Annotated in this window: 19 protein-coding genes and 1 tRNA gene; 17 read left to right on the top strand and 3 right to left on the bottom strand. The window is 68.3% G+C overall.

Translation table 11 applies throughout. The annotated features are described in order from the left end of the window. Positions 1 to 44: 44 nt before the first annotated feature. From ACWCV9_RS21690 to ACWCV9_RS21680, 3 genes are all read left to right on the top strand, one after another. Positions 45 to 614, top strand: a complete 570-nt coding sequence (locus ACWCV9_RS21690) for a TetR/AcrR family transcriptional regulator (RefSeq protein ID WP_450788717.1) — start codon at positions 45 to 47, stop codon at positions 612 to 614. 83 nt (positions 615 to 697) lie between these two features. Next, positions 698 to 2,155: a DHA2 family efflux MFS transporter permease subunit gene (locus ACWCV9_RS21685; RefSeq protein ID WP_450788715.1), complete on the top strand. Its 1,458-nt coding sequence runs from the start codon at positions 698 to 700 to the stop codon at positions 2,153 to 2,155. Between the two features lie 156 nt (positions 2,156 to 2,311). Then, positions 2,312 to 3,367 (top strand): UDP-N-acetylmuramate dehydrogenase, encoded by a 1,056-nt coding sequence (locus tag ACWCV9_RS21680; RefSeq protein WP_450788713.1) that lies wholly within the window; start codon positions 2,312 to 2,314, stop codon positions 3,365 to 3,367. A 15-nt stretch (positions 3,368 to 3,382) separates the two neighbouring features. Here ACWCV9_RS21680 and ACWCV9_RS21675 read toward each other — a convergent pair whose 3' ends face one another. Further along, positions 3,383 to 4,012, bottom strand: coding sequence for an NAD(P)-dependent oxidoreductase (locus ACWCV9_RS21675; protein ID WP_450788711.1), 630 nt, complete (start codon positions 4,010 to 4,012; stop codon positions 3,383 to 3,385). A gap of 143 nt (positions 4,013 to 4,155) precedes the next feature. Between ACWCV9_RS21675 and ACWCV9_RS21670 the strand changes: the two genes are divergently transcribed. Continuing rightward, positions 4,156 to 4,773, top strand: a complete 618-nt coding sequence (locus tag ACWCV9_RS21670) for a TetR/AcrR family transcriptional regulator (RefSeq protein WP_450788710.1) — start codon at positions 4,156 to 4,158, stop codon at positions 4,771 to 4,773. 40 nt (positions 4,774 to 4,813) lie between these two features. On the opposite strand, the gene ACWCV9_RS21665 is transcribed toward ACWCV9_RS21670, so the two are convergent. Both ACWCV9_RS21665 and ACWCV9_RS21660 read right to left on the bottom strand, forming a co-directional pair. Then, a complete protein-coding gene (locus tag ACWCV9_RS21665) occupies positions 4,814 to 5,854 on the bottom strand; it encodes an adenosine deaminase (RefSeq protein ID WP_450788709.1) in 1,041 nt (346 codons plus the stop codon). Positions 5,855 to 5,980: 126 nt separating this feature from the next. Next, complete coding sequence (locus ACWCV9_RS21660) at positions 5,981 to 7,204, bottom strand: pyridoxal phosphate-dependent aminotransferase (protein WP_450788707.1); 1,224 nt, start codon at positions 7,202 to 7,204, stop codon at positions 5,981 to 5,983. A 262-nt stretch (positions 7,205 to 7,466) separates the two neighbouring features. Between ACWCV9_RS21660 and ACWCV9_RS21655 the strand changes: the two genes are divergently transcribed. From ACWCV9_RS21655 to fusA, 13 genes are all read left to right on the top strand, one after another. Next, positions 7,467 to 7,539 (top strand) — tRNA-Trp (locus ACWCV9_RS21655). Positions 7,540 to 7,645: 106 nt separating this feature from the next. Next, positions 7,646 to 7,933 (top strand): preprotein translocase subunit SecE, encoded by a 288-nt coding sequence (gene secE / locus ACWCV9_RS21650; RefSeq protein WP_385843340.1) that lies wholly within the window; start codon positions 7,646 to 7,648, stop codon positions 7,931 to 7,933. Between the two features lie 80 nt (positions 7,934 to 8,013). Continuing rightward, complete coding sequence (gene nusG, locus ACWCV9_RS21645) at positions 8,014 to 8,868, top strand: transcription termination/antitermination protein NusG (protein ID WP_450788706.1); 855 nt, start codon at positions 8,014 to 8,016, stop codon at positions 8,866 to 8,868. 169 nt (positions 8,869 to 9,037) lie between these two features. Continuing rightward, positions 9,038 to 9,472, top strand: coding sequence for a 50S ribosomal protein L11 (gene rplK, locus ACWCV9_RS21640; protein ID WP_031167035.1), 435 nt, complete (start codon positions 9,038 to 9,040; stop codon positions 9,470 to 9,472). 102 nt (positions 9,473 to 9,574) lie between these two features. After that, complete coding sequence (rplA, locus tag ACWCV9_RS21635; protein ID WP_450788705.1) at positions 9,575 to 10,300, top strand: 50S ribosomal protein L1; 726 nt, start codon at positions 9,575 to 9,577, stop codon at positions 10,298 to 10,300. A 164-nt stretch (positions 10,301 to 10,464) separates the two neighbouring features. Then, positions 10,465 to 11,418, top strand: a complete 954-nt coding sequence (locus ACWCV9_RS21630) for a hypothetical protein (RefSeq protein ID WP_450788704.1) — start codon at positions 10,465 to 10,467, stop codon at positions 11,416 to 11,418. Positions 11,419 to 11,849: 431 nt separating this feature from the next. Continuing rightward, positions 11,850 to 12,380 carry a 50S ribosomal protein L10 gene (gene rplJ / locus ACWCV9_RS21625; RefSeq protein ID WP_385843344.1) on the top strand — a complete coding sequence of 177 codons (531 nt, stop codon included), beginning with the start codon at positions 11,850 to 11,852 and terminating at the stop codon, positions 12,378 to 12,380. A 111-nt stretch (positions 12,381 to 12,491) separates the two neighbouring features. Further along, positions 12,492 to 12,881: a 50S ribosomal protein L7/L12 gene (rplL, locus tag ACWCV9_RS21620; protein ID WP_086697259.1), complete on the top strand. Its 390-nt coding sequence runs from the start codon at positions 12,492 to 12,494 to the stop codon at positions 12,879 to 12,881. A 570-nt stretch (positions 12,882 to 13,451) separates the two neighbouring features. Continuing rightward, on the top strand, positions 13,452 to 16,937 hold the full coding sequence (gene rpoB / locus ACWCV9_RS21615) for a DNA-directed RNA polymerase subunit beta (RefSeq protein ID WP_385843345.1): 3,486 nt from the start codon (positions 13,452 to 13,454) through the stop codon (positions 16,935 to 16,937). 102 nt (positions 16,938 to 17,039) lie between these two features. Next, entirely contained in the window at positions 17,040 to 20,939 is a 3,900-nt protein-coding gene (locus ACWCV9_RS21610) for a DNA-directed RNA polymerase subunit beta' (protein WP_450788702.1), read from the top strand. A 492-nt stretch (positions 20,940 to 21,431) separates the two neighbouring features. Next, positions 21,432 to 21,803 carry a 30S ribosomal protein S12 gene (rpsL, locus tag ACWCV9_RS21605; protein ID WP_003948652.1) on the top strand — a complete coding sequence of 124 codons (372 nt, stop codon included), beginning with the start codon at positions 21,432 to 21,434 and terminating at the stop codon, positions 21,801 to 21,803. 2 nt (positions 21,804 to 21,805) lie between these two features. After that, positions 21,806 to 22,276 (top strand): 30S ribosomal protein S7, encoded by a 471-nt coding sequence (gene rpsG / locus ACWCV9_RS21600; RefSeq protein ID WP_003998848.1) that lies wholly within the window; start codon positions 21,806 to 21,808, stop codon positions 22,274 to 22,276. Between the two features lie 39 nt (positions 22,277 to 22,315). Continuing rightward, the gene (fusA, locus tag ACWCV9_RS21595; RefSeq protein ID WP_385843347.1) at positions 22,316 to 24,442 is read left to right on the top strand and encodes an elongation factor G; all 2,127 of its coding nucleotides are present in this window, start codon (positions 22,316 to 22,318) and stop codon (positions 24,440 to 24,442) included. The last annotated feature ends 53 nt before the right edge of the window (positions 24,443 to 24,495 follow it).

The raw sequence follows: 24,495 nt of genomic DNA, 5'->3' as shown, positions 1-24,495 counted from the left end.
ATCTGCCGTTTGCCAAGTTAGTGATTGAGTACTAACTTGGCCGCATGCCCAGGATGAGTGCAGCGGAGCGACGCGAGAGTGTCATCCGCGCGGCGACCGCCGAGTTCGCCCGCGGTGGCTACCACGGCACCTCCACCGAGGCCATCGCCAGACGCGTGGGGGTTTCGCAGCCGTACCTCTTCCGGCTCTTCCCGGGCAAGAAGGCGATCTTCCTCGCGGCGGCGGACCGCTGCGTGGAGGACATCATCCGCATCTTCGAGGAAGCCTCGCAGGGGCTGCGGGGCGAAGAGGCCCTGCATTCCATGGCCGAGGCGTACACCAAGGTCATCGCGGAGCGGCCGGAAGTGCTGCTGATGCAGATGCAGACGTACATCGCGGTGGCGGCCGCCGAGCAGGAGTGCGACCGGGAGTTCGGGGAGCAGGTCCGGGCCGGCTGGATGCGGCTGTGGGACACCGTGCATGTGCCGCTCGGTGCCGACGTCAACGACACGACCACGTTCCTGGCGTACGGCATGCTCATCAACTGCCTGGTCGCCATGGGCTTTCCGCCCGGGCACCGGGTGTGGGAGGGGCTCGACTCGCCGGCCCGGGCCAAGGAGGGCCGCGCGGGGTAGCGGGGGCCGGGAGGGCGCGGCCCCTTTTTCCGGGCCAGAAAGTTAGTCATCAATAACTAATCAGATGCACTCCTGGGGGACCGATGTCGCATCCGACCGAAGTACCGGCCACCGGCTCCAGCCGGGCCGGAGCCGTGTGGGCCCTGGCCATCACCAGCGTCGCCGGGTTCATGGCGGCCCTCGACAACCTCGTCGTCACGACCGCGCTGCCCTCCATCCGCAAGGATCTCGGCGGGGCGCTGGACGACCTCGAATGGACCGTGAGCGCCTACACGCTCACCTTCGCCGTCCTGCTGATGACCGGCGCCGCGCTCGGCGACCGCTTCGGCCGCCGCCGGCTCTTCATCGCCGGGCTCGCCGTCTTCACCGGCGCCTCCGCCGCCGCGGCCCTGGCACCCGGCATCGGCTCCCTGATCGCCGCCCGCGCGGTGCAGGGCGTGGGCGCGGCCGTGATGATGCCGCTCACGCTCACCCTGCTGACGGCCGCCGTGCCCGCCGCCAGGCGCGGCATGGTGTACGGCATCTGGGGTGCCGTCAACGGCCTCGCCGTCGCCTCCGGGCCGCTCATCGGCGGCAGCCTCACCGAGCATGTCTCCTGGCACTGGATCTTCTGGCTGAACGTTCCGCTCGGTCTGGTCGCGATGCCGCTCGCCCGGCTGCGTCTCGCCGAGTCCTACGGCACCGGCGCCCGCCTCGACCTCCCCGGCACGCTGCTCGCCAGCGGCGGGCTCTTCGGGGTCGTCTACGGCCTGGTCCGCGGCCCCGCCGACGGCTGGACCGACACCACCGTGCTGACCTCGCTGTTCGCGGGCGGCGCGCTGCTCGTCGCATTCGTCCTCTACAGCACCCGCGCGGCCCAGCCCATGCTGCCCATGCGGCTGTTCCGCTCCCGCGCCTTCTCCGGGATCAACGCGGCCAGCCTGCTGATGTTCGTGGGCATGTTCGGCTCGATCTTCCTGCTGAGCCAGTACATGCAGGGCGTGCTCGGCTACTCGCCCACCGAGGCGGGGCTCAGGATGCTGCCGTGGACCGGTATGCCGATGCTGGTCGCGCCGGTCGCCGGGATGCTGTCCGACCGCATCGGCGGCCGCCCGGTCGTCGCCGCGGGACTCTTCTTGCAGGCCACCGGTCTCGCCTGGATGGCCGCCGTGGCCACCGCGGACGCCTCCTACGCCGTCCAGCTGCCCGCCCTGATCGTCAACGGTGTCGGCATGGCCCTGTTCTTCGCGCCGGCCGCCAACCTGGTGATGTCCAGCGTGCGCCCCGAGGAGCAGGGCATCGCGTCCGGGGCGAACAACGCGCTGCGTGAGGTGGGCGGGGCGCTCGGGATCGCCGTCATGTCGTCGATCTTCTCCGCGCAGGGCGGGTACGCCAGTCCGCAGAACTTCGTGGACGGACTGCGGCCGGCGCTCGTCACGGGGGCGGGGGTGGTCGCCCTCGCGGCGGTCGCGGCCCTGCTGATACCGGGGCGGCGGACGGTGCGGCCCGCCGTGGTGGCCGAGGCGGTGCCCGCGCCGGTTGCGGAGACCGTGTCCCGCTGAGGGTGCGGGGCGGCATGCGTGTCGGTACTGCGGTGGCTATGGCGCTGGTGTGGGCCGGGGGGCGTTTCGCGTGCCGGCGCTGGCCGGGTGCCGCTGCGCCCACCCGTGCCGCCCCAGCGGCACGACTGCCCGCAGCTAGCTCGTAGGCTTGGGGCCGTGCAGGTACTCCACGATGCCCCCCTTGCCCCGCTGACCACCTTCCGGCTGGGCGGTCCCGCGGTGCGGCTCGTCACCGCCGTGACCGACGCCGAGGTGATCGCCGCCGTGCGCGAGGCCGACGACCACGGGACGCCACTGCTGCTCATCGGCGGCGGCTCGAACCTCGTCATCGGCGACAAGGGCTTCGACGGCACCGCCCTGCGCATCGCCACCCGCGGTGTCGAGCTGCGCGGCAGCACCCTGGAGCTGGCGGCCGGCGAGGTGTGGACCGACGCCGTCGCTCGCACCGTCGAGGCCGGGCTCGCCGGGATCGAGTGCCTGGCCGGCATCCCCGGCTCGGCCGGCGCCACCCCGATCCAGAACGTCGGGGCCTACGGCCAGGAGGTCTCCTCCACCATCACCGAGGTCGTCGCCTACGACCGGCGCGCCGGCGAGACCGTCACGCTGACGAACGAGGAGTGCGGCTTCTCGTACCGGCACAGCCGCTTCAAGGCCGACCCCGAGCGCTATGTCGTGCTGCGCGTCCGCTTCGGGCTGGAGGACGCCGGCGGCCTGTCCGCGCCCGTCAGGTACGCGGAGGCGGCCCGCGCGCTCGGAGTCGAGCCCGGCGAGCGGGTGCCGCTGGCCGCCGCCCGCGAGACCGTGCTGAAGCTGCGCGCGGGGAAGGGCATGGTCCTCGACCCCGAGGACCACGACACCTGGTCGGCCGGGTCCTTCTTCACCAACCCGATCCTCACCGACGAGCAGTTCGCCGCCTTCCACGCGCGCGTGCGCGAGCGGCTCGGGGAGGGCGTCGAGCCGCCCGCCTACCCGGCGGGGGAGGGCCGTACGAAGACCTCCGCGGCCTGGCTCATCGACAAGGCGGGCTTCACCAAGGGCTACGGCAGCGGGCCCGCCCGCATCTCCACCAAGCACACCCTCGCGCTCACCAACCGGGGCGAGGCCACCACCGAGGACCTCCTTGCACTGGCGCGGGAGGTCGTCGCCGGGGTGCGCGAGGCATTCGGCATCACCCTGGTCAACGAGCCGGTCACGGTCGGCGTCAGCCTCTGAGGCGTACCGGCGCGGTCAGTACGCGACGCCCACGCCCTGCTTCACCGTCGCCATATCGTCGATCATCGACAGCATCGCGTGCGCGACGTCCGCGCGCGCGAGGAAGCGCCCCTTGGGCGGGAAGCCGCCGATGACCGTGCGATAGCGGCCGGTCACCGGCTTGTCCTGGAGCCGGGGCGGCCGTACCGAGGTCCAGTCCGTGCTGCTGCGGGCCAGCTCGGCCTCCATCGCGCGCAGGTCGGCGTAGACGTCCTTGAAGATGGCCGAGACCACGCCGCGCAGTGCGCGGTCCAGCAGGCCGTCCTCGGCCGCCGGACCGACCGGAGCGGCGCTGACGACCAGCAGCCGACGGACGTCCTCCGCCTCCATGGCCCGCAGGACCGTACGGGTCAGCCGGGTGGCCACCCCGGCGTCCTTGATGCTGCGCGCGCCCAGGCCGGACAGGACCGCGTCCCGGCCCCGGACCGCGGGGCGCACCTGCTCCGGGTCGGTCAGGTCGGCGCGGACGACCTCCAGACGGTCGCCGGTGACGGTGAGCCGGGCCGGATCCCGTACGACGGCGGTGACCTCGTGCCCGGCGTCCAGGCCCTGCCGGACCAGCTGCCTGCCGACCCCGCCGGTAGCGCCGAAAACGGTGAGCTTCATGACCTCGCCCCCTGTTGCGAAGAGGTGGGTGAGTGTTCACTCACCCCAGGGCATCTATAGTGGGTAAGCACTCACTCACCCGTCAAGAGCGGAGGCCACCCGGCCCAGGCCGGAGCCCCCGGCCCAGCCCGAGAGGACGACCCGTGCAGACCAGACCGGCCCGCGTCCGCATCCTCGACGCCGCGCACGAGCTGATGCTCACCGTCGGCCTCGCCCGCGCCACCACCAAGGAGATCGCCCGCGCGGCCGGCTGCTCCGAGGCGGCCCTCTACAAGTACTTCGCCAGCAAGGAGGAGCTGTTCGTCCGCGTCCTCGCCGAACGGCTGCCCCGCCTCACCCCGCTGCTCGGCAGCCTCGCCGCCGAGCCCGGTCAGGGCACCCTGGAGGAGAACCTCACCCACATCGCCCGCCAGGCCGCCCTCTTCTACGAGCAGAGCTTCCCGATCGCCGCGTCCCTGTACGCCGAGCCGCAGCTCAAACGCCGTAACGACGAAGTTCTCCGTCAGTTCGGCTCCGGCCCGCACCGGCCCATCGAGGACCTGGACGCCTATCTCCGCGCCGAGCAGGCCGTCGGCCGGGTCCGCGCCGACGCCGACACCTTCGCGGCCGCCTCCCTGCTCCTCGGCGCCTGCGCCCAGCGCGCCTTCGCCTACGACGCCACCGACAGCGGCGAACGCCCGCCCGTGGACACCTTCGCCGCCCGCCTCGCCAGGACGCTGCTGAGCGGAATCTCGGCCGCGGCACCGGAGGGCGGGGCATGATCCCGACGCCGTCGGACGCCGTATCCGCCGTGCGGCCGTGTCAGGCGGCCGGGCGGGCCAGCCAGTCGTCGATGCCCGCCAGCAGCCGCGCCCTGACGTCCTGTGGGGCCGCCGAGGCGCGTACCGACTGGCGGGCCAGCTCGGCCAGCTCGGCGTCCGTGAAGTCGTGGGCGTGCCGGGCGATCTCGTACTGGGCGGCCAGCCGGGAGCCGAACAGCAGCGGGTCGTCGGCGCCCAGCGCCATCGGCACCCCCGCCTCGAAGAGCGTGCGCAGCGGGACGTCCTCCGGCTTCTCGTAGACGCCGAGCGCCACGTTCGACGCCGGGCACACCTCGCAGGTCACCCCCCGGTCGGCGAGCCGCTTCAGCAGCCGCGGGTCCTCGGCCGCGCGCACCCCGTGCCCGATCCGCGCGGCGTGCAGGTCGTCCAGGCAGTCGCGGACCGAGGCCGGGCCGGTCAGCTCGCCGCCGTGCGGCGCCGACAGCAGGCCGCCCTCGCGCGCGATGTGGAAGGCCCGGTCGAAGTCGCGCGCCATGCCCCGCCGCTCGTCGTTGGAGAGCCCGAAGCCGACCACGCCCCGGTCCGCGTACCGCACCGCGAGGCGGGCCAGCGTGCGCGCGTCCAGCGGGTGCTTCATCCGGTTCGCCGCCACCAGGACCCGCATACCGAGACCGGTGTCCCGGGAGGTCGTCTCCACCGCGTCCAGGATGACCTCCAGCGCCGGGATCAGCCCGCCCAGCCGGGGCGCGTACGACGTCGGGTCCACCTGGATCTCCAGCCAGCCCGAGCCGTCCCGGAGGTCCTCCTCGGCCGCCTCCCGGACCAGCCGCTGGATGTCCTCCGGGGTGCGCAGACAGGAGCGCGCCGCGTCGTAGAGCCGCTGGAAGCGGAACCAGCCGCGCTCGTCCGTGGCCCGCAGCCGCGGCGGCTCCCCGCTGACCAGCGCCTCCGTCAGCGCCTCGGGCAGCCGTACGCCGTACTTGTCGGCGAGCTCCAGGACGGTTCCCGGCCGCATCGAGCCGGTGAAGTGCAGGTGCAGATGGGCTTTCGGCAGTTCAGAGACATCACGTACAGGCTCCATTCCCAGATCCTGCCGTACGCCCCCGCCGTCCCGGTAGCCGTTTCCCCGGACGTGGTCTTGCTCGCACACACGAGCGGGCCGCCTCCCCGGAGGGAAACGGCCCGCACGCGCGCGTGGGCGGTGGATCTACCGCGCCTCGGCCAGCAGCTTCTGGATGCGGCTCACGCCCTCGACGAGGTCCTCGTCACCGAGCGCGTACGACAGCCGCAGATAGCCCGGCGTGCCGAAGGCCTCGCCCGGGACGACCGCGACCTCGGCCTCCTCCAGGATCAGCGCGGCCAGCTCGACGGTGTCCTGCGGCCGCTTGCCGCGGATCTCCTTGCCGAGCAGGGCCTTCACCGACGGGTAGGCGTAGAAGGCGCCCTCGGGCTCGGGGCAGAACACGCCGTCGATCTCGTTGAGCATCCGCACGATCGTCCTGCGCCGGCGGTCGAAGGCCTCACGCATCTTCGCCACGGCCTCCAGGTCGCCGGAGACGGCGGCCAGGGCGGCCGCCTGGGCCACGTTGGAGACGTTCGAGGTGGCGTGCGACTGGAGGTTGGTCGCGGCCTTGACGACGTCCTTGGGGCCGATGACCCAGCCCACCCGCCAGCCGGTCATGGCGTACGTCTTCGCCACACCGTTGACCACGATGCACTTGTCGCGCAGCTCGGGCAGCAGGGCGGGCAGGGAGACGGCGGCGGCGTCGCCGTAGACCAGGTGCTCGTAGATCTCGTCGGTGAGCACCCACAGGCCGTGCTCCAGGGCCCAGCGGCCGATCTCCTCGGTCTCGGCCTCGCTGTAGACGGCGCCGGTGGGGTTGGACGGGGAGACGAAGAGCACGACCTTCGTCCTCTCCGTGCGGGCCGCCTCCAGCTGCTCCACCGAGACCCGGTAGCCGGTCGTCTCGTCGGCCACGACCTCCACCGGGACACCGCCCGCGAGCCGGATCGACTCGGGGTACGTCGTCCAGTACGGCGCCGGGACGATGACCTCGTCGCCCGGGTCCAGGATCGCGGCGAACGCCTCGTAGATGGCCTGCTTGCCGCCGTTGGTGACGAGGATCTGGGAGACGTCGGGCTCCCAGCCGGAGTCGCGCAGCGTCTTCGCGGCGATCGCGGCCTTCAGCTCGGGCAGGCCGCCGGCCGGCGTGTAGCGGTGGTACTTCGGGTTCTTGCAGGCCTCGACGGCCGCCTCGACGATGTAGTCCGGAGTCGGGAAGTCGGGCTCACCGGCGCCGAAGCCGATCACCGGACGCCCGGCTGCCTTCAGGGCCTTGGCCTTGGCGTCCACGGCGAGGGTGGCGGACTCGGAGATCGCGCCGACTCGGGCGGAGACCCGGCGCTCGGTGGGTGGGGTTGCAGCGCTCATGCGGCCCATCGTTCCAGACCGGAAATGTCCCCGGCACACGGGTTTCACGGACTGAACAGCCAGGGGTCGATGCGTGAACACGGGTCCGAATCTTGGCCCCGGCCAGGACGATCTTCGCCCGGCACCGCCCTGGCGGGCACTTTCTGTTCGACGCAGGGCCGCGGACCACGTACACTCTCACCTCGTTGGCCACCAACAGCCGCTGCCGGAACCGGTGCACACCCCGCACCCGGTCGGATGCGGTACGTTGGGGGACACACAAAGGGTCGTAGCTCAATTGGTAGAGCACCGGTCTCCAAAACCGGCGGTTGGGGGTTCAAGTCCCTCCGGCCCTGCTACACACACCGCCAGGATGTGTGCGCATGTACGTACAGCAATGCACCGCCGTGCGGCTCAGAAACCGGGCGCGGCACGGCCACGACCCGGGATCAGGTGAGGATTATGACGGACGCCGTGGGCTCCATCGACACGCCTGACGCCCAGGACGAGCTGCCCGAGTCCAAGAAGAAGGCCCGCAAGGGCGGCAAGCGCGCCAAGAAGGGCCCGCTGAAGCGCCTCGCCACCTTCTACCGCCAGATCGTCGCGGAGCTCCGCAAGGTCGTCTGGCCGACTCGCAACCAGCTGACGTCGTACACCACCGTGGTGATCTTCTTCGTCGCCATCATGATCGCGCTGGTGACCGTGATTGACTATGGGCTCAACCACGCGGCCAAGTACGTTTTCGGCTGAGCCAAGAGCGAAGGGCGCCGTGGTACCGGCGCCCCTTTTCGCATGTTCCACCCCTATGTATCCAGGAAGAAGCAGCCATCGTGTCTGACCCGAACCTGAACGACGCCATCGAGCCGGACGAGATGGTGGACGACGAGCTCGACATCGTCGAGGGCGCGGACGAGCAGGACGAGTTCGAGGCTGCCGAGGCCGAGTCGGGCGAGCCGGCCGAAGAGGCCGCCCTGCACGTCGAGGACGCGGACGAGAGCGCCGAGGAGCCCGAGGCAGCCGAGGAGGAGGCCGAGGAGGCCGCCGCCGAGGCCGAGCCGGCCGCGCCCGTCGACCCCATCGAGGCCCTGCGCGAGGAACTCCGCTCGCTGCCCGGCGAGTGGTACGTCATCCACACCTACGCCGGTTACGAGAACCGCGTGAAGACCAACCTGGAGCAGCGCGCCGTCTCGCTGAACGTCGAGGACTACATCTTCCAGGCCGAGGTGCCGCAGGAAGAGGTCGTCCAGATCAAGAACGGCGACCGCAAGACGATCAAGCAGAACAAGCTGCCGGGTTACGTCCTGGTCCGCATGGACCTGACCAACGAGTCCTGGGGCGTCGTCCGCAACACCCCGGGCGTCACCGGCTTCGTCGGCAACGCCTACGACCCGTACCCGCTGACCCTGGACGAGATCGTGAAGATGCTCGCCCCGGAGGCCGAGGAGAAGGCCGCCCGCGAGGCCGCCGAGGCCGAGGGCAAGCCCGCCCCGCAGCGCAAGGTCGAGGTCCAGGTGCTGGACTTCGAGGTCGGCGACTCGGTCACCGTCACCGACGGCCCGTTCGCCACCCTCCAGGCGACCATCAACGAGATCAACCCCGACTCGAAGAAGGTCAAGGGCCTGGTGGAGATCTTCGGCCGCGAGACGCCGGTCGAGCTCTCCTTCGACCAGATCCAGAAGAACTAGTTTCCGCTGGACTTCGTGCTTCCGAGCAGGTCAGGCAGGCCGTCACCGGGCGCCTGACCTGCTCGGTTTTTAGCCGCGCATCTATACCCGTTATCGTTGTGCGGTATGCCTGCGTCTGGATCGCGATCCGTGCGCGGGCATGGACCCGAATGAAAGGACCCGGAGAGCTATGCCTCCCAAGAAGAAGAAGGTCACGGGGCTCATCAAGCTCCAGATCAACGCCGGTGCGGCGAACCCGGCCCCGCCGGTCGGCCCCGCGCTCGGTCAGCACGGCGTCAACATCATGGAGTTCTGCAAGGCCTACAACGCGGCGACCGAGTCGCAGCGTGGTTGGGTCATCCCGGTGGAGATCACGGTCTACGAGGACCGCTCCTTCACCTTCGTGACCAAGACTCCGCCGGCCGCGAAGATGATCCTCAAGGCCGCTGGCGTCGAGAAGGGCTCCGGCGAGCCGCACAAGACCAAGGTCGCCAAGATCACCGAGGCGCAGGTCCGCGAGATCGCCCAGACCAAGATGCCCGACCTCAACGCCAACGACCTGGACGCCGCGTCGAAGATCATCGCCGGCACCGCCCGTTCCATGGGCATCACGGTCGAGGGCTGACCTCAAACCTCGTAGCAGTCATGCGGCCGTAGCCGGTCGCACGTGGCAGGGCCTGCTCGGCCCAGGGACCACGACTCCTTTCAGAACACACAGGAGCAAGTTGTGAGCAAGCGCAGCAAGGCTCTCCGCGCTGCGGACGCCAAGGTCGACCGGGAGAAGCTGTACGCCCCGCTCGAGGCCGTCCGTCTCGCCAAGGAGACCTCCACGACCAAGTTCGACGCCACCGTCGAGGTCGCCTTCCGTCTGGGTGTCGACCCGCGCAAGGCCGACCAGATGGTCCGTGGCACCGTGAACCTTCCGCACGGCACCGGTAAGACCGCCCGGGTCCTGGTCTTCGCGACCGGCGACCGTGCCGAGGCCGCGCGTGCCGCGGGCGCCGACATCGTCGGCGCCGACGAGCTGATCGACGAGGTGGCGAAGGGCCGTCTGGACTTCGACGCCGTCGTCGCCACCCCGGACCTCATGGGCAAGGTCGGCCGCCTCGGCCGCGTCCTCGGCCCCCGTGGTCTGATGCCGAACCCGAAGACCGGCACCGTCACCCCCGACACCGCCAAGGCCGTCACCGACATCAAGGGCGGCAAGATCGAGTTCCGCGTCGACAAGCACTCGAACCTGCACTTCATCATCGGCAAGGCGTCCTTCGAGGACGACAAGCTGGTGGAGAACTACGGCGCCGCGCTGGAGGAGATCCTCCGTCTGAAGCCGTCCGCCGCCAAGGGTCGCTACATCAAGAAGGCCGCCATCACCACCACGATGGGCCCCGGCATCCCGGTCGACCCGAACCGCACCCGCAACCTCCTCGTCGAGGAGGACCCGGCCGCCGTCTGAGCCCTGCGCTCACCCGGTAGCCGCGTCAGGAACGCGTAAGAAAGGGCGGGCCCTGCAACCTTCCGGTTGCGGGGTCCGTCCTTTCTTTGTGCGACCTTTCGTACGACTGTCAGCGGCCTGGGTTACGGTGCAGGCACAGGACTCGCAATAGGGGTGGGACAAGAATGAAGAGCACGACCGTGCGCCGGATGACCCTGTCCATCGCGGTGGTCGCCGCGCTCACCGGGGTGGCCGCCTGCGGCACCTCCGGCTCCGGGAAGGGCGCCAAGGGCGACAAGGCGGCCGGCGACACCGTCATCAACGTCAGCCCCATCGCCGCCCTGCGCTCCGCCGAGCAGTCCACGGACAAGGCCGACTCGGCCAAGGTGCGCTCCACCATGTCCGTGGGCAACCTCATGTCGATCTCCTCGACCGGTTCCCTCACCTGGGGCCACGGCCTGACCGGCAACCTCACGCTGACGTACACCGGCGGCCAGATGGCCGAGATGATGAAGAAGTCCGGCAACACGTCGATGCAGGCCCGCTATCTGCCGGACGCCTACTACGCGAAGATGAGCGACGCCTTCGCCCAGCAGACCGGCGGCAAGCACTGGCTCAAGTACTCGTACGACGACCTCGCCAAGTTCGGCGGCGCCTCCGGCTCGTACATGAAGGACCAGCTGCGCACCGCCACGCCGAACCAGTCCGTGAAGATGCTGCTGGCCTCCGGGGACGTCAAGAAGGTCGGCGAGGAGACGCTCTCCGGCGTCCACACCACGCACTACTCCGGCACGGTGAACGTGGCCGACCTGGCGGGCAAGTCCAGCAACCTCAAGCCCGACCAGCTGGCGGCCCTGAAGAAGCAGCTGACCCAGGCCGGCGTCACCACCGACACCGTCGACATCTGGATCAACGACCAGAACCTGCTGGTCAAGAAGACCGAGAAGGCGGACATGACCCAGGGCACCATGGTCAACACCGCCTACTACAGCGACTACGGCGTCAAGGTCAGCGCCGAGGCCCCGCCGGCCGGCGACACCATGGACTTCGCCGACCTGATGAAGTCCGGCGGCATGACGGCGGGCGGCGGCAGCGGCACCGGCGGCGCCACCGCGGGCGGCACCGGCCTCAGCTCCTGAGCTGCCGCGCCCCGGCGCATCGCAGAGCGGCCCGTGCCGGCGCCTTCCCGCGCCCGCACGGGCCGTCCCATGCCCTCCTGGGCACGTCCTGGGCCGCCCGCCGGCTGCCCCTGCCCACCGACCTGCACCGTAGCGCCGTAGCGCCGTAGGGCCCGATTTGCTCTGTGGTGGGGCGGTCCCGTAGTCTCCTTCCCGAAGCCAAAGACCGCTGGTCGTTGCCGTGCGCTCGAATGAGGGTGCGGTGGCCGAAGGATCCGCTGAAAAGTGGGCGACCCGCGCAGGTGTCAGTGGAAGAACTCCCGGAGTGCGCGCCTCAGCGCGTGTACGGCCGGTCGAGTCCGCCCCGAGCGCCTGCGCCGGGGCGTTTCGTTTTACCCAGTCCTCCTTCGGGTCCGCGCGGTCCGAATCACCCGGAAGGAGGCCGAGGCTCTATGGCGAGGCCCGACAAGGCTGCCGCGGTTGCCGAGCTGACGGACAAGTTCCGCAACTCGAACGCCGCCGTGCTGACCGAGTACCGCGGTCTCACCGTGGCGCAGCTCAAGACGCTGCGCCGTTCTCTCGGTGAGAACGCCCAGTACGCCGTGGTGAAGAACACGCTGACCAAGATCGCGGCCCAGGAGGCCGGGATCACGCTGGAGGACCAGCTCTTCGCTGGCCCGACGGCCGTCGCCTTCGTCACCGGTGACCCGGTGGAGTCGGCGAAGGGTCTCCGTGACTTCGCCAAGGAAAACCCGAATCTCGTTATCAAGGGCGGTGTGCTCGAGGGCAAGGCCCTCTCCGCCGACGAGATCAAGAAGCTTGCGGACCTCGAGTCCCGCGAGGTTCTGCTCAGCAAGCTGGCCGGTGCCTTCAAGGCGAAGCAGTCCCAGGCTGCCTCCGTCTTCCAGGCGCTGCCGTCGAAGCTCGTCCGCACCGTGGACGCGCTGCGCGCCAAGCAGGCCGAGCAGGGCGGTGCCGAGTAATTCGGCTCGCTTTCTGACCCGGCCGTACGGCTCGGGTCGCAGCGGGCCGACGTACGCCCGCCTTACCCAGTACATCCGGCACCTGCCGATTTGAGTGGAAGGACCGCCATCATGGCGAAGCTGTCCCAGGACGAGCTGCTTGCCCAGTTCGAGGAGATGACCCTCATCGAGCTCTCCGAGTTCGTGAAGGCCTTCGAGGAGAAGTTCGACGTCACCGCCGCCGCTGCCGCGCCGGTCGTCGTCGCCGGTGGTGCCGCTGGTGGCGCCGCCGCCGAGGCCGAGGAGGAGAAGGACGAGTTCGACGTCATCCTCACCGGCGCCGGCGACAAGAAGATCCAGGTCATCAAGGTCGTGCGTGAGCTGACCTCGCTGGGTCTGAAGGAGGCCAAGGACCTCGTCGACGGCACCCCGAAGCCGGTCCTCGAGAAGGTCAACAAGGAGGCCGCTGACAAGGCCGCCGAGGCCCTCAAGGGCGCCGGCGCCTCCGTCGAGGTCAAGTAACACCTTCCGGGTCCCCACGGACTCGACTGCGCGCTGAGAGCGGCCCTGCCGGGCTGTAACGCGAACGCACCGAAGAGCGATCATCCATCCGGGTGGTCGCTCTTCGGCGTCTCGGGGAGGCCGACCGCGGTTGCCTTGCGCTCGCTGTGGCGAGGGGTATGGTGATCTTCGTCGTGTCTCCGGACGGCGCGGTTCCGGCTGGGGGCCCTTGACGAACCGCACGCAGCGCGCAATTCTCAGGACGCGTCGTCACAAGGATCCGAATCCGAGGCATGGATCGACGACGGAGAGGGCAGTATCAACGTGCGTTGAGGGCAGCAGGCCGGAGGGCGTTGACAACAGCGGTGAGCACGACGAGGGGTCTCGAAAACCCGCACTGGACATCAGTGTGCCAAGTGGCTACACTGACCCTTTGCGCTGCCTGTTAGCTGTCCCCTGCCCGTCACCAGGGGTCTGCCCTCACTCGAGCACAGACGACCGAAGCACCTCTGACCTGGGGTTTCCGTCTCTGCGTACGGGAGAGGGACCGGTACGCGCGTAGTGAGTCCGAGCCCTCGGAAGGACCCCCTCTTGGCCGCCTCGCGCACTGCCTCGACCGCGAATACGAACAACGGCGCCAGCACCGCCCCGCTGCGCATCTCCTTTGCAAAGATCAAGGAGCCTCTCGAGGTTCCGAACCTGCTCGCGCTGCAGACCGAGAGCTTTGACTGGCTGCTCGGCAACACCGCCTGGCAGAGTCGGGTCGAGGAGGCTCTGGAGAACGGTCAGGACGTCCCCACCACGTCCGGTCTGGAGGAGATCTTCGACGAGATCTCCCCGATCGAGGACTTCTCGGGGTCGATGTCGCTGACGTTCCGGGACCACCGCTTCGAGCCGCCGAAGAACTCGATCGACGAGTGCAAGGAGCGCGACTTCACGTACGCCGCCCCGCTCTTCGTCACCGCCGAGTTCACCAACAACGAGACCGGTGAGATCAAGTCCCAGACGGTCTTCATGGGCGACTTCCCGCTCATGACGAACAAGGGCACTTTCGTCATCAACGGCACCGAGCGTGTCGTGGTGTCTCAGCTGGTCCGTTCCCCCGGTGTCTACTTCGACTCCTCCATCGACAAGACGTCCGACAAGGACATCTTCTCCGCCAAGATCATCCCGTCCCGGGGTGCCTGGCTGGAGATGGAGATCGACAAGCGCGACATGGTCGGTGTCCGCATCGACCGCAAGCGCAAGCAGTCGGTCACCGTTCTGCTGAAGGCGCTCGGCTGGACCACCGAGCAGATCCTCGAGGAGTTCGGCGAGTACGAGTCCATGCGCGCCACCCTGGAGAAGGACCACACCCAGGGCCAGGACGACGCGCTGCTCGACATCTACCGCAAGCTGCGTCCGGGCGAGCCCCCCACGCGCGAGGCCGCGCAGACGCTGCTGGAGAACCTGTACTTCAACCCGAAGCGTTACGACCTGGCCAAGGTCGGCCGCTACAAGGTCAACAAGAAGCTCGGTGCGGACGAGCCGCTGGACGCCGGTGTGCTCACCACCGACGACATCATCGCCACCATCAAGTACCTGGTGCAGCTGCACGCCGGCGAGACCGAGACGGTGACCGCCAGCGGTCGCACGATCATGGTCGAGACCGACGACATCGACCACTTCGGCAACCGTCGTATCCGTAACGTCGGCGAGCTGATCCAGAACCAGGTCCGTACGGGTCTCGCCCGTATGGAGCGCGTCGTGCGCGAGCGCATGACCACCCAGGACGTCGAGGCGATCACGCCGCAGACCCTGATCAACATCCGGCCGGTCGTCGCCTCCATCAAGGAGTTCTTCGGCACCAGCCAGCTGTCCCAGTTCATGGACCAGAACAACCCGCTGTCGGGGCTGACGCACAAGCGTCGTCTGAACGCCCTCGGCCCGGGTGGTCTCTCCCGTGAGCGGGCCGGCTTCGAGGTCCGTGACGTGCACCCCTCGCACTACGGCCGCATGTGCCCGATCGAGACGCCGGAAGGCCCGAACATCGGTCTGATCGGCTCGCTCGCCTCGTACGGCCGGATCAACCCCTTCGGCTTCATCGAGACGCCGTACCGCAAGGTCGTCGACGGTGTCGTCACCGACGAGGTCGACTACCTGACCGCCGACGAGGAGGACCGCTTCGTCATCGCGCAGGCCAACGCGCCGCTGACGGACGAGCTCCACTTCGCCGAGGCCCGCGTGCTGGTCCGCCGCCGTGGCGGCGAGGTCGACTACGTCGGCCCCGAGGACGTGGACTACATGGACGTCTCGCCGCGCCAGATGGTGTCGGTCGCGACCGCCATGATCCCCTTCCTCGAGCACGACGACGCCAACCGTGCCCTCATGGGCGCGAACATGATGCGTCAGGCCGTGCCGCTGATTAAGTCGGAGGCCCCGCTCGTCGGCACCGGCATGGAGTACCGCTCCGCGGTCGACGCCGGCGACGTGGTCAAGGCCGAGAAGGACGGTGTGGTCCAGGAGGTCTCCGCGGACTACATCACCACCGCCAACGACGACGGCACGTACATCACGTACCGCCTGGCCAAGTTCTCCCGGTCCAACCAGGGCACCTCGGTCAACCAGAAGGTCATCGTCAACGAGGGCGACCGCGTCATCACCGGCCAGGTACTGGCCGACGGCCCGGCCACCGAGAACGGCGAGATGGCCCTCGGCAAGAACCTGCTCGTGGCGTTCATGCCGTGGGAGGGTCACAACTACGAGGACGCGATCATCCTGTCGCAGCGCCTCGTGCAGGACGACGTCCTCTCCTCGATCCACATCGAGGAGCACGAGGTCGACGCCCGTGACACCAAGCTCGGCCCCGAGGAGATCACCCGGGACATCCCGAACGTCTCGGAGGAGGTCCTCGCCGACCTCGACGAGCGCGGCATCATCCGCATCGGTGCCGAGGTCATCGCCGGCGACATCCTCGTCGGCAAGGTCACCCCGAAGGGTGAGACCGAGCTGACCCCCGAGGAGCGCCTGCTGCGCGCGATCTTCGGTGAGAAGGCCCGTGAGGTCCGTGACACCTCGCTGAAGGTGCCGCACGGCGAGACCGGCAAGGTCATCGGCGTGCGCGTCTTCGACCGCGAGGAGGGCGACGAGCTGCCGCCGGGCGTGAACCAGCTGGTCCGCGTCTACGTCGCGCAGAAGCGCAAGATCACCGACGGTGACAAGCTCGCCGGCCGTCACGGCAACAAGGGTGTCATCTCCAAGATCCTGCCGATCGAGGACATGCCGTTCCTGGAGGACGGCACCCCGGTCGACATCATCCTCAACCCGCTGGGTGTGCCGTCCCGAATGAACCCGGGACAGGTCCTGGAGATCCACCTCGGCTGGCTCGCCAGCCGCGGCTGGGACGTCTCCGGCCTCGCGGACGAGTGGGCCCAGCGCCTCCAGGCGATCGGCGCCGACAAGGTCGCCCCGCGCACCAACGTCGCGACCCCGGTCTTCGACGGTGCCCGCGAGGACGAGCTGGCGGGTCTGTTGCAGCACACCATCCCGAACCGCGACGGCGAGCGCATGGTGCTCCCGTCCGGCAAGGCGCGGCTGTTCGACGGCCGTAGCGGTGAGCCGTTCCCGGACCCGATCTCGGTCGGCTACATGTACATCCTGAAGCTGCACCACCTGGTCGACGACAAGCTGCACGCCCGGTCGACCGGCCCGTACTCGATGATCACCCAGCAGCCGCTGGGTGGTAAGGCGCAGTTCGGTGGCCAGCGCTTCGGTGAGATGGAGGTGTGGGCCCTCGAGGCCTACGGCGCCGCGTACGCCCTCCAGGAGCTGCTGACCATCAAGTCCGACGACGTCACCGGCCGCGTGAAGGTCTACGAGGCCATCGTCAAGGGCGAGAACATCCCCGAGCCCGGCATCCCCGAGTCCTTCAAGGTGCTCATCAAGGAGATGCAGTCGCTCTGCCTGAACGTGGAGGTGCTGTCCAGCGACGGTATGTCCATCGAGATGCGCGACACCGACGAGGACGTCTTCCGCGCTGCGGAGGAGCTCGGTATCGACCTGTCCCGGCGCGAGCCGAGCAGCGTCGAAGAGGTCTGACGGGAGTCCGGTAGGGGCCTCGCCACCGTGTGAGGCCCCCGCCGACCCCCAGGCCCCCGTTTCAGACCACAGACTTTCGACCCTGAGAGGGATTGACGCATAGTGCTCGACGTCAACTTCTTCGACGAGCTCCGGATCGGCCTGGCCACCGCTGACGACATCCGTCAGTGGAGCCACGGTGAGGTCAAGAAGCCCGAGACCATCAACTACCGCACCCTGAAGCCCGAAAAGGACGGACTCTTCTGCGAGAAGATCTTCGGTCCTACCCGGGACTGGGAGTGCTACTGCGGCAAGTACAAGCGTGTCCGCTTCAAGGGCATCATCTGCGAGCGCTGTGGCGTCGAGGTCACGCGCGCCAAGGTGCGCCGTGAGCGGATGGGCCACATCGAGCTGGCCGCTCCCGTGACCCACATCTGGTACTTCAAGGGCGTCCCGTCCCGGCTGGGCTACCTGCTGGACCTCGCCCCGAAGGACCTGGAGAAGGTCATCTACTTCGCGGCGTACATGATCACGTACGTCGACGAGGAGCGCCGCACCCGCGACCTGCCCTCCCTGGAGGCGCATGTCTCGGTCGAGCGCCAGCAGATCGAGAACCGCCGCGACGCCGACCTCGAGGCCCGCGCCAAGAAGCTCGAGTCCGACCTGGCCGAGCTGGAGGCCGAGGGCGCCAAGGCCGACGTGCGCCGCAAGGTGCGCGAGGGTGCCGAGCGTGAGATGAAGCAGCTGCGTGACCGTGCGCAGCGCGAGATCGACCGCCTCGACGAGGTGTGGAACCGGTTCAAGAACCTCAAGGTCCAGGACCTCGAGGGCGACGAGCTGCTCTACCGCGAGCTGCGCGACCGCTTCGGCACGTACTTCGACGGCTCGATGGGTGCCGCGGCGCTCCAGAAGCGCCTGGAGTCCTTCGACCTCGAGGAGGAGGCCGAGAAGCTCCGCGAGATCATCCGCACCGGCAAGGGCCAGAAGAAGACCCGCGCCCTCAAGCGGCTGAAGGTCGTCTCCGCGTTCCTCCAGACGTCCAACAGCCCCAAGGGCATGGTCCTGGACTGCGTCCCGGTCATCCCGCCGGACCTGCGTCCGATGGTGCAGCTGGACGGTGGCCGCTTCGCGACCTCCGACCTGAACGACCTGTACCGCCGTGTCATCAACCGCAACAACCGCCTGAAGCGCCTTCTCGACCTCGGTGCGCCCGAGATCATCGTGAACAACGAGAAGCGCATGCTCCAGGAGGCCGTCGACGCGCTCTTCGACAACGGCCGCCGCGGCCGCCCGGTCACGGGCCCCGGCAACCGTCCGCTGAAGTCCCTCAGCGACATGCTGAAGGGTAAGCAGGGTCGGTTCCGTCAGAACCTGCTCGGTAAGCGTGTCGACTACTCGGCGCGTTCCGTGATCGTCGTCGGTCCGCAGCTGAAGCTGCACCAGTGCGGTCTGCCGAAGGCGATGGCGCTGGAGCTCTTCAAGCCCTTCGTGATGAAGCGCCTGGTCGACCTGAACCACGCGCAGAACATCAAGTCGGCCAAGCGCATGGTCGAGCGCGGCCGCACCGTGGTGTACGACGTCCTCGAAGAGGTCATCGCCGAGCACCCGGTGCTGCTGAACCGTGCGCCCACCCTGCACCGCCTCGGCATCCAGGCCTTCGAGCCGCAGCTGGTCGAGGGCAAGGCCATCCAGATCCACCCGCTCGTCTGCACCGCGTTCAACGCGGACTTCGACGGTGACCAGATGGCCGTGCACCTGCCGCTGTCCGCGGAGGCGCAGGCCGAGGCCCGCATCCTGATGCTGTCCTCGAACAACATCCTCAAGCCGGCCGACGGCCGTCCGGTGACGATGCCGACCCAGGACATGGTCCTCGGTCTGTTCTTCCTCACCACCGACGGCGAGATGCGCAACGTCAAGGGCGAGGGCCGTTCGTTCGCGTCCGTGGCCGAGGCGATCATGGCGTTCGACGCCGGCGAGCTGTCGCTCCAGTCGCGCGTGGACATCCGCTTCCCGGTGGGCACCATCCCGCCGCGCGGCTGGACTCCGCCGGTGCGCGAGGAGGGCGAGCCGGAGTGGCAGCAGGGTGACAGCTTCCGCCTGAACACCACGCTGGGCCGCGCGCTCTTCAACGAGCTGCTGCCCGAGGACTACCCGTTCGTCGACTACGAGGTCGGCAAGAAGCAGCTCTCCGAGATCGTCAACGACCTCGCCGAGCGCTACCCGAAGGTCATCGTGGCGGCGACGCTCGACAACCTGAAGGCGGCCGGCTTCTACTGGGCGACCCGTTCCGGTGTCACCGTGGCCATCTCCGACGTCGTCGTCCCCGACGCGAAGAAGGAGATCGTCCGCGGCTACGAGGCGCAGGACGAGCGGGTCCAGAAGCAGTACGAGCGCGGTCTGATCACCAAGGAAGAGCGCACCCAGGAGCTCATCGCGATCTGGACCAAGGCGACCAACGAGGTTGCCGAGGCCATGAACGCGAACTTCCCGAAGACCAACCCGGTCTCGATGATGGTGAACTCGGGTGCACGAGGCAACATGATGCAGATGCGTCAGATTGCCGGTATGCGTGGTCTGGTGTCGAACGCGAAGAACGAGACCATCCCGCGTCCGATCAAGGCGTCCTTCCGTGAGGGCCTGTCCGTGCTGGAGTACTTCATCTCCACGCACGGTGCCCGTAAGGGTCTGGCGGACACCGCTCTGCGTACCGCCGACTCGGGTTACCTCACCCGTCGTCTGGTCGACGTCTCCCAGGACGTCATCATCCGCGAGGAGGACTGCGGCACCGACCGTGGTCTGCGTCTCCGCATCGCCGGGCGCGACGAGGGCGGCGTGCTGCGCAAGGCGGAGGACGTCGAGACCTCCGTGTACGCGCGCTGCCTCGCCGAGGACATCGTGGTCGACGGCCAGGTGCTGGCCCCGGCCGGCACCGACCTGGGCGATGTGCTCATCGAAGAGCTGGTCGCCCGTGGCGTCGAGGAGGTCAAGACCCGTTCGGTCCTGACCTGCGAGTCCGCCGTCGGCACCTGCGCGATGTGCTACGGCCGTTCGCTGGCCACCGGCAAGCTGGTGGACATCGGTGAGGCGGTCGGCATCATCGCCGCCCAGTCCATCGGTGAGCCCGGTACCCAGTTGACGATGCGTACCTTCCACACCGGTGGTGTGGCCGGTGACGACATCACCCAGGGTCTGCCGCGTGTCGTCGAGCTCTTCGAGGCCCGTACCCCGAAGGGTGTCGCCCCGATCTCCGAGGCTTCCGGTCGTGTCCGCATCGAGGAGACCGAGAAGACCAAGAAGATCATCGTCACGCCGGACGACGGCAGCGACGAGACCGCCTACCAGATCTCGAAGCGTGCCAAGGTCCTGGTCCGCGAGGGCGAGCACGTCGAGGTGGGCCAGCAGCTCACCGTGGGTGCCACCAACCCGCACGACGTGCTGCGCATCCTGGGTCAGCGTGCCGTCCAGGTCCACCTGGTCGGCGAGGTCCAGAAGGTCTACAACTCGCAGGGTGTGTCGATCCACGACAAGCACATCGAGATCATCATCCGGCAGATGCTCCGCCGTGTGACGATCATCGAGTCCGGCGACGCCGAGCTGCTGCCCGGTGAGCTGGTCGAGCGCTCGAAGTTCGAGACCGAGAACCGTCGTGTGGTCCAGGAGGGCGGTCACCCGGCCTCCGGTCGTCCGCAGCTGATGGGTATCACCAAGGCCTCGCTGGCGACGGAGTCCTGGCTGTCGGCCGCCTCCTTCCAGGAGACGACCCGAGTTCTGACGGACGCGGCGATCAACGCCAAGTCCGACAGCCTCATCGGCCTCAAGGAGAACGTCATCATCGGTAAGCTCATCCCGGCCGGTACGGGTCTGTCCCGCTACCGCAACATCCGGGTCGAGCCGACCGAGGAGGCCAAGGCCGCGATGTACTCGGCCGTCGGCTACGACGACATCGACTACTCGCCGTTCGGCACCGGCTCCGGCCAGGCCGTTCCGCTGGAGGACTACGACTACGGTCCGTACAACCAGTAAGCGAGCAGCATGAAGGGCGGTCACTCCCGTTGGGGGGGTGACCGCCCTTCGGCGTTCGGTGGACCTCCCGGGGCGTCCAGGAGACGTCCGTACGGCCCGCTGTGCCGCCTCCAGCCGCTCCAGGGCGGCCCGGAGGTCCGGTGAGGTCGTCGGGGCCGGCCGGGGGCCTGAGGCGGCCGGGGGGCCTGAGGCGGCCGGAACGAAGATCGACTAAGGTACGCGCCCTTGACAGCGGCCGCAGCCTGGCGCGGGGTCGGTTCCATTTGTTTTGACCGCAGCGAATGAGGTAGGTACGCTCAGACCTTGTGCCTGGGGTGTGCCCTGGCTCTTGCGCGTGCCTTCACTCCGTGCAGCGAGCCGTGATCGGCCACCGTAATCCGTGCCCCTTTTCGCCTGGCGGCAAGGGCCTGACGGATTCGACACACCCGACCGCGTGGGTCGGCGACGTTCCAGGTTAGCTGTACCCATCGGCACACAGAAACCGGAGAAGTAGTGCCTACGATCCAGCAGCTGGTCCGCAAGGGCCGGCAGGACAAGGTCGAGAAGAACAAGACGCCCGCACTCGAGGGTTCCCCTCAGCGTCGTGGCGTCTGCACGCGTGTGTTCACGACCACCCCGAAGAAGCCGAACTCGGCCCTGCGTAAGGTCGCGCGTGTGCGTCTGACCAGTGGCATCGAGGTCACCGCTTACATTCCGGGTGAGGGACACAACTTGCAGGAGCACTCCATCGTGCTCGTGCGCGGCGGCCGTGTGAAGGACCTGCCGGGTGTTCGCTACAAGATCATCCGCGGTTCGCTCGACACCCAGGGTGTCAAGAACCGCAAGCAGGCTCGCAGCCGTTACGGCGCCAAGAAGGAGAAGTAAGAATGCCTCGTAAGGGCCCCGCCCCGAAGCGCCCGGTCATCATCGACCCGGTCTACGGTTCTCCTCTGGTGACCTCCCTGATCAACAAGGTGCTGCTGAACGGCAAGCGCTCCACCGCCGAGCGCATCGTCTACGGCGCCATGGAGGGCCTGCGCGAGAAGACCGGCAACGACCCGGTCATCACGCTGAAGCGCGCTCTTGAGAACATCAAGCCGACCCTCGAGGTCAAGTCCCGCCGTGTCGGTGGCGCCACCTACCAGGTTCCGGTCGAGGTCAAGCCCGGCCGTGCCAACACCCTGGCGCTGCGCTGGCTCGTCGGCTACTCCCGCGCCCGTCGCGAGAAGACCATGACCGAGCGTCTGCTCAACGAGCTTCTCGACGCTTCGAACGGCCTCGGTGCGGCCGTCAAGAAGCGCGAGGACACGCACAAGATGGCCGAGTCCAACAAGGCCTTCGCGCACTACCGCTGGTAGTCGCAGTCCACATCGAGACCGAGAGAAGACTGAAGCCTTATGGCTACCACTTCGCTTGACCTGGCCAAGGTGCGCAACATCGGCATCATGGCCCACATCGACGCGGGCAAGACGACCACCACCGAGCGGATCCTGTTCTACACCGGTGTGTCTTACAAGATCGGTGAGGTCCACGACGGCGCTGCCACCATGGACTGGATGGAGCAGGAGCAGGAGCGTGGCATCACGATCACGTCTGCTGCCACCACCTGCCACTGGCCGCTGGAGAACGTCGACCACACCATCAACATCATCGACACCCCGGGTCACGTCGACTTCACCGTCGAGGTGGAGCGTTCCCTGCGTGTGCTCGACGGTGCCGTGACGGTGTTCGACGGCGTCGCCGGCGTCGAGCCGCAGTCCGAGACCGTGTGGCGTCAGGCGGACCGCTACGGCGTTCCGCGTATCTGCTTCGTCAACAAGCTCGACCGCACCGGTGCCGAGTTCCACCGCTGCGTCGACATGATCGTCGACCGCCTGGGTGCGCAGCCGATCGTCATGCAGCTCCCGATCGGTGCCGAGGCCGACTTCAAGGGCGTCGTGGACCTGGTCCGCATGAAGGCGCTCGTGTGGTCCGCCGAGGCGACCAAGGGCGAGATGTACGACGTCGTCGACATCCCGGACACGCATGTCGAGGCCGCCGAGGAGTGGCGCGGCAAGCTGGTCGAGGCCGTCGCCGAGAACGACGAAGAGATCATGGAGCTGTTCCTGGAGGGCCAGGAGCCCACCGAGGAGCAGCTGTACGCCGCGATCCGTCGTATCACCATCGCGTCCGGCAAGGGCACCGGCACCACCATCACCCCGGTGTTCTGCGGTACCGCGTTCAAGAACAAGGGCGTCCAGCCCCTGCTCGACGCGGTCGTGCGCTACCTGCCTTCCCCCGTTGACATCGAGGCCATCGAGGGCCACGCGGTCAACGACCCGGAGGAGGTCGTCAAGCGCAAGCCGTCCGACGACGAGCCGCTGTCGGCGCTGGCGTTCAAGATCATGAGCGACCCGCACCTCGGCAAGCTCACCTTCGTCCGCGTGTACTCCGGCCGCCTGGAGTCCGGCACCGCCGTGCTGAACTCCGTCAAGGGCAAGAAGGAGCGCATCGGCAAGATCTACCGCATGCACGCCAACAAGCGTGAGGAGATCGAGTCGGTGGGCGCCGGCGACATCGTCGCCGTCATGGGTCTGAAGCAGACCACCACCGGTGAGACGCTGTCCGACGACAAGAACCCGGTCATCCTGGAGTCCATGGACTTCCCGGCGCCGGTCATCCAGGTCGCCATCGAGCCCAAGTCGAAGGGCGACCAGGAGAAGCTCGGCGTCGCGATCCAGCGCCTGGCCGAGGAGGACCCGTCCTTCCAGGTCCACTCGGACGAGGAGACCGGCCAGACCATCATCGGCGGTATGGGCGAGCTGCACCTCGAGGTGCTGGTCGACCGCATGCGCCGTGAGTTCAAGGTCGAGGCCAACGTCGGCAAGCCGCAGGTGGCGTACCGCGAGACGATCCGCAAGGCCGTCGAGCGCGTCGACTACACCCACAAGAAGCAGACCGGTGGTACCGGTCAGTTCGCGAAGGTGCAGATCGGCATCGAGCCGCTCGAGGGTGGCGACACCTCGTACGAGTTCGTGAACAAGGTGACCGGTGGTCGTATCCCGAAGGAGTACATCCCTTCGGTCGACGCCGGTGCGCAGGAGGCCATGCAGTTCGGCATCCTCGCCGGTTACGAGATGACCGGTGTCCGCGTGATCCTGCACGACGGTGCCTACCACGAGGTCGACTCCTCCGAGCTCGCCTTCAAGATCGCCGGTTCGCAGGCCTTCAAGGAGGCCGCGCGCAAGGCCAGCCCCGTGCTGCTCGAGCCGATGATGGCCGTCGAGGTCACCACGCCCGAGGACTACATGGGCGAGGTCATCGGCGACATCAACTCCCGCCGTGGCCAGATCCAGGCCATGGAGGAGCGGGCTGGTGCCCGCGTCGTGAAGGGCCTCGTGCCCCTGTCGGAGATGTTCGGCTACGTCGGCGACCTCCGCAGCAAGACGTCGGGTCGCGCAAGCTACTCGATGCAGTTCGACTCCTACGCCGAGGTTCCGCGGAACGTCGCCGAGGAGATCATCGCGAAGGCCAAGGGCGAGTAACGCTCCGCGTTCCCACGCCGTAGGCTTGACTCCGGAGCCTCCAGGGGCATTCC

It is taken from the genome of Streptomyces sp. NPDC001606, assembly GCF_053596835.1.
The sequence above is the reverse complement of the archived record's forward strand: the minus strand, read 5'-3'. Positions and strand labels throughout refer to the sequence as shown.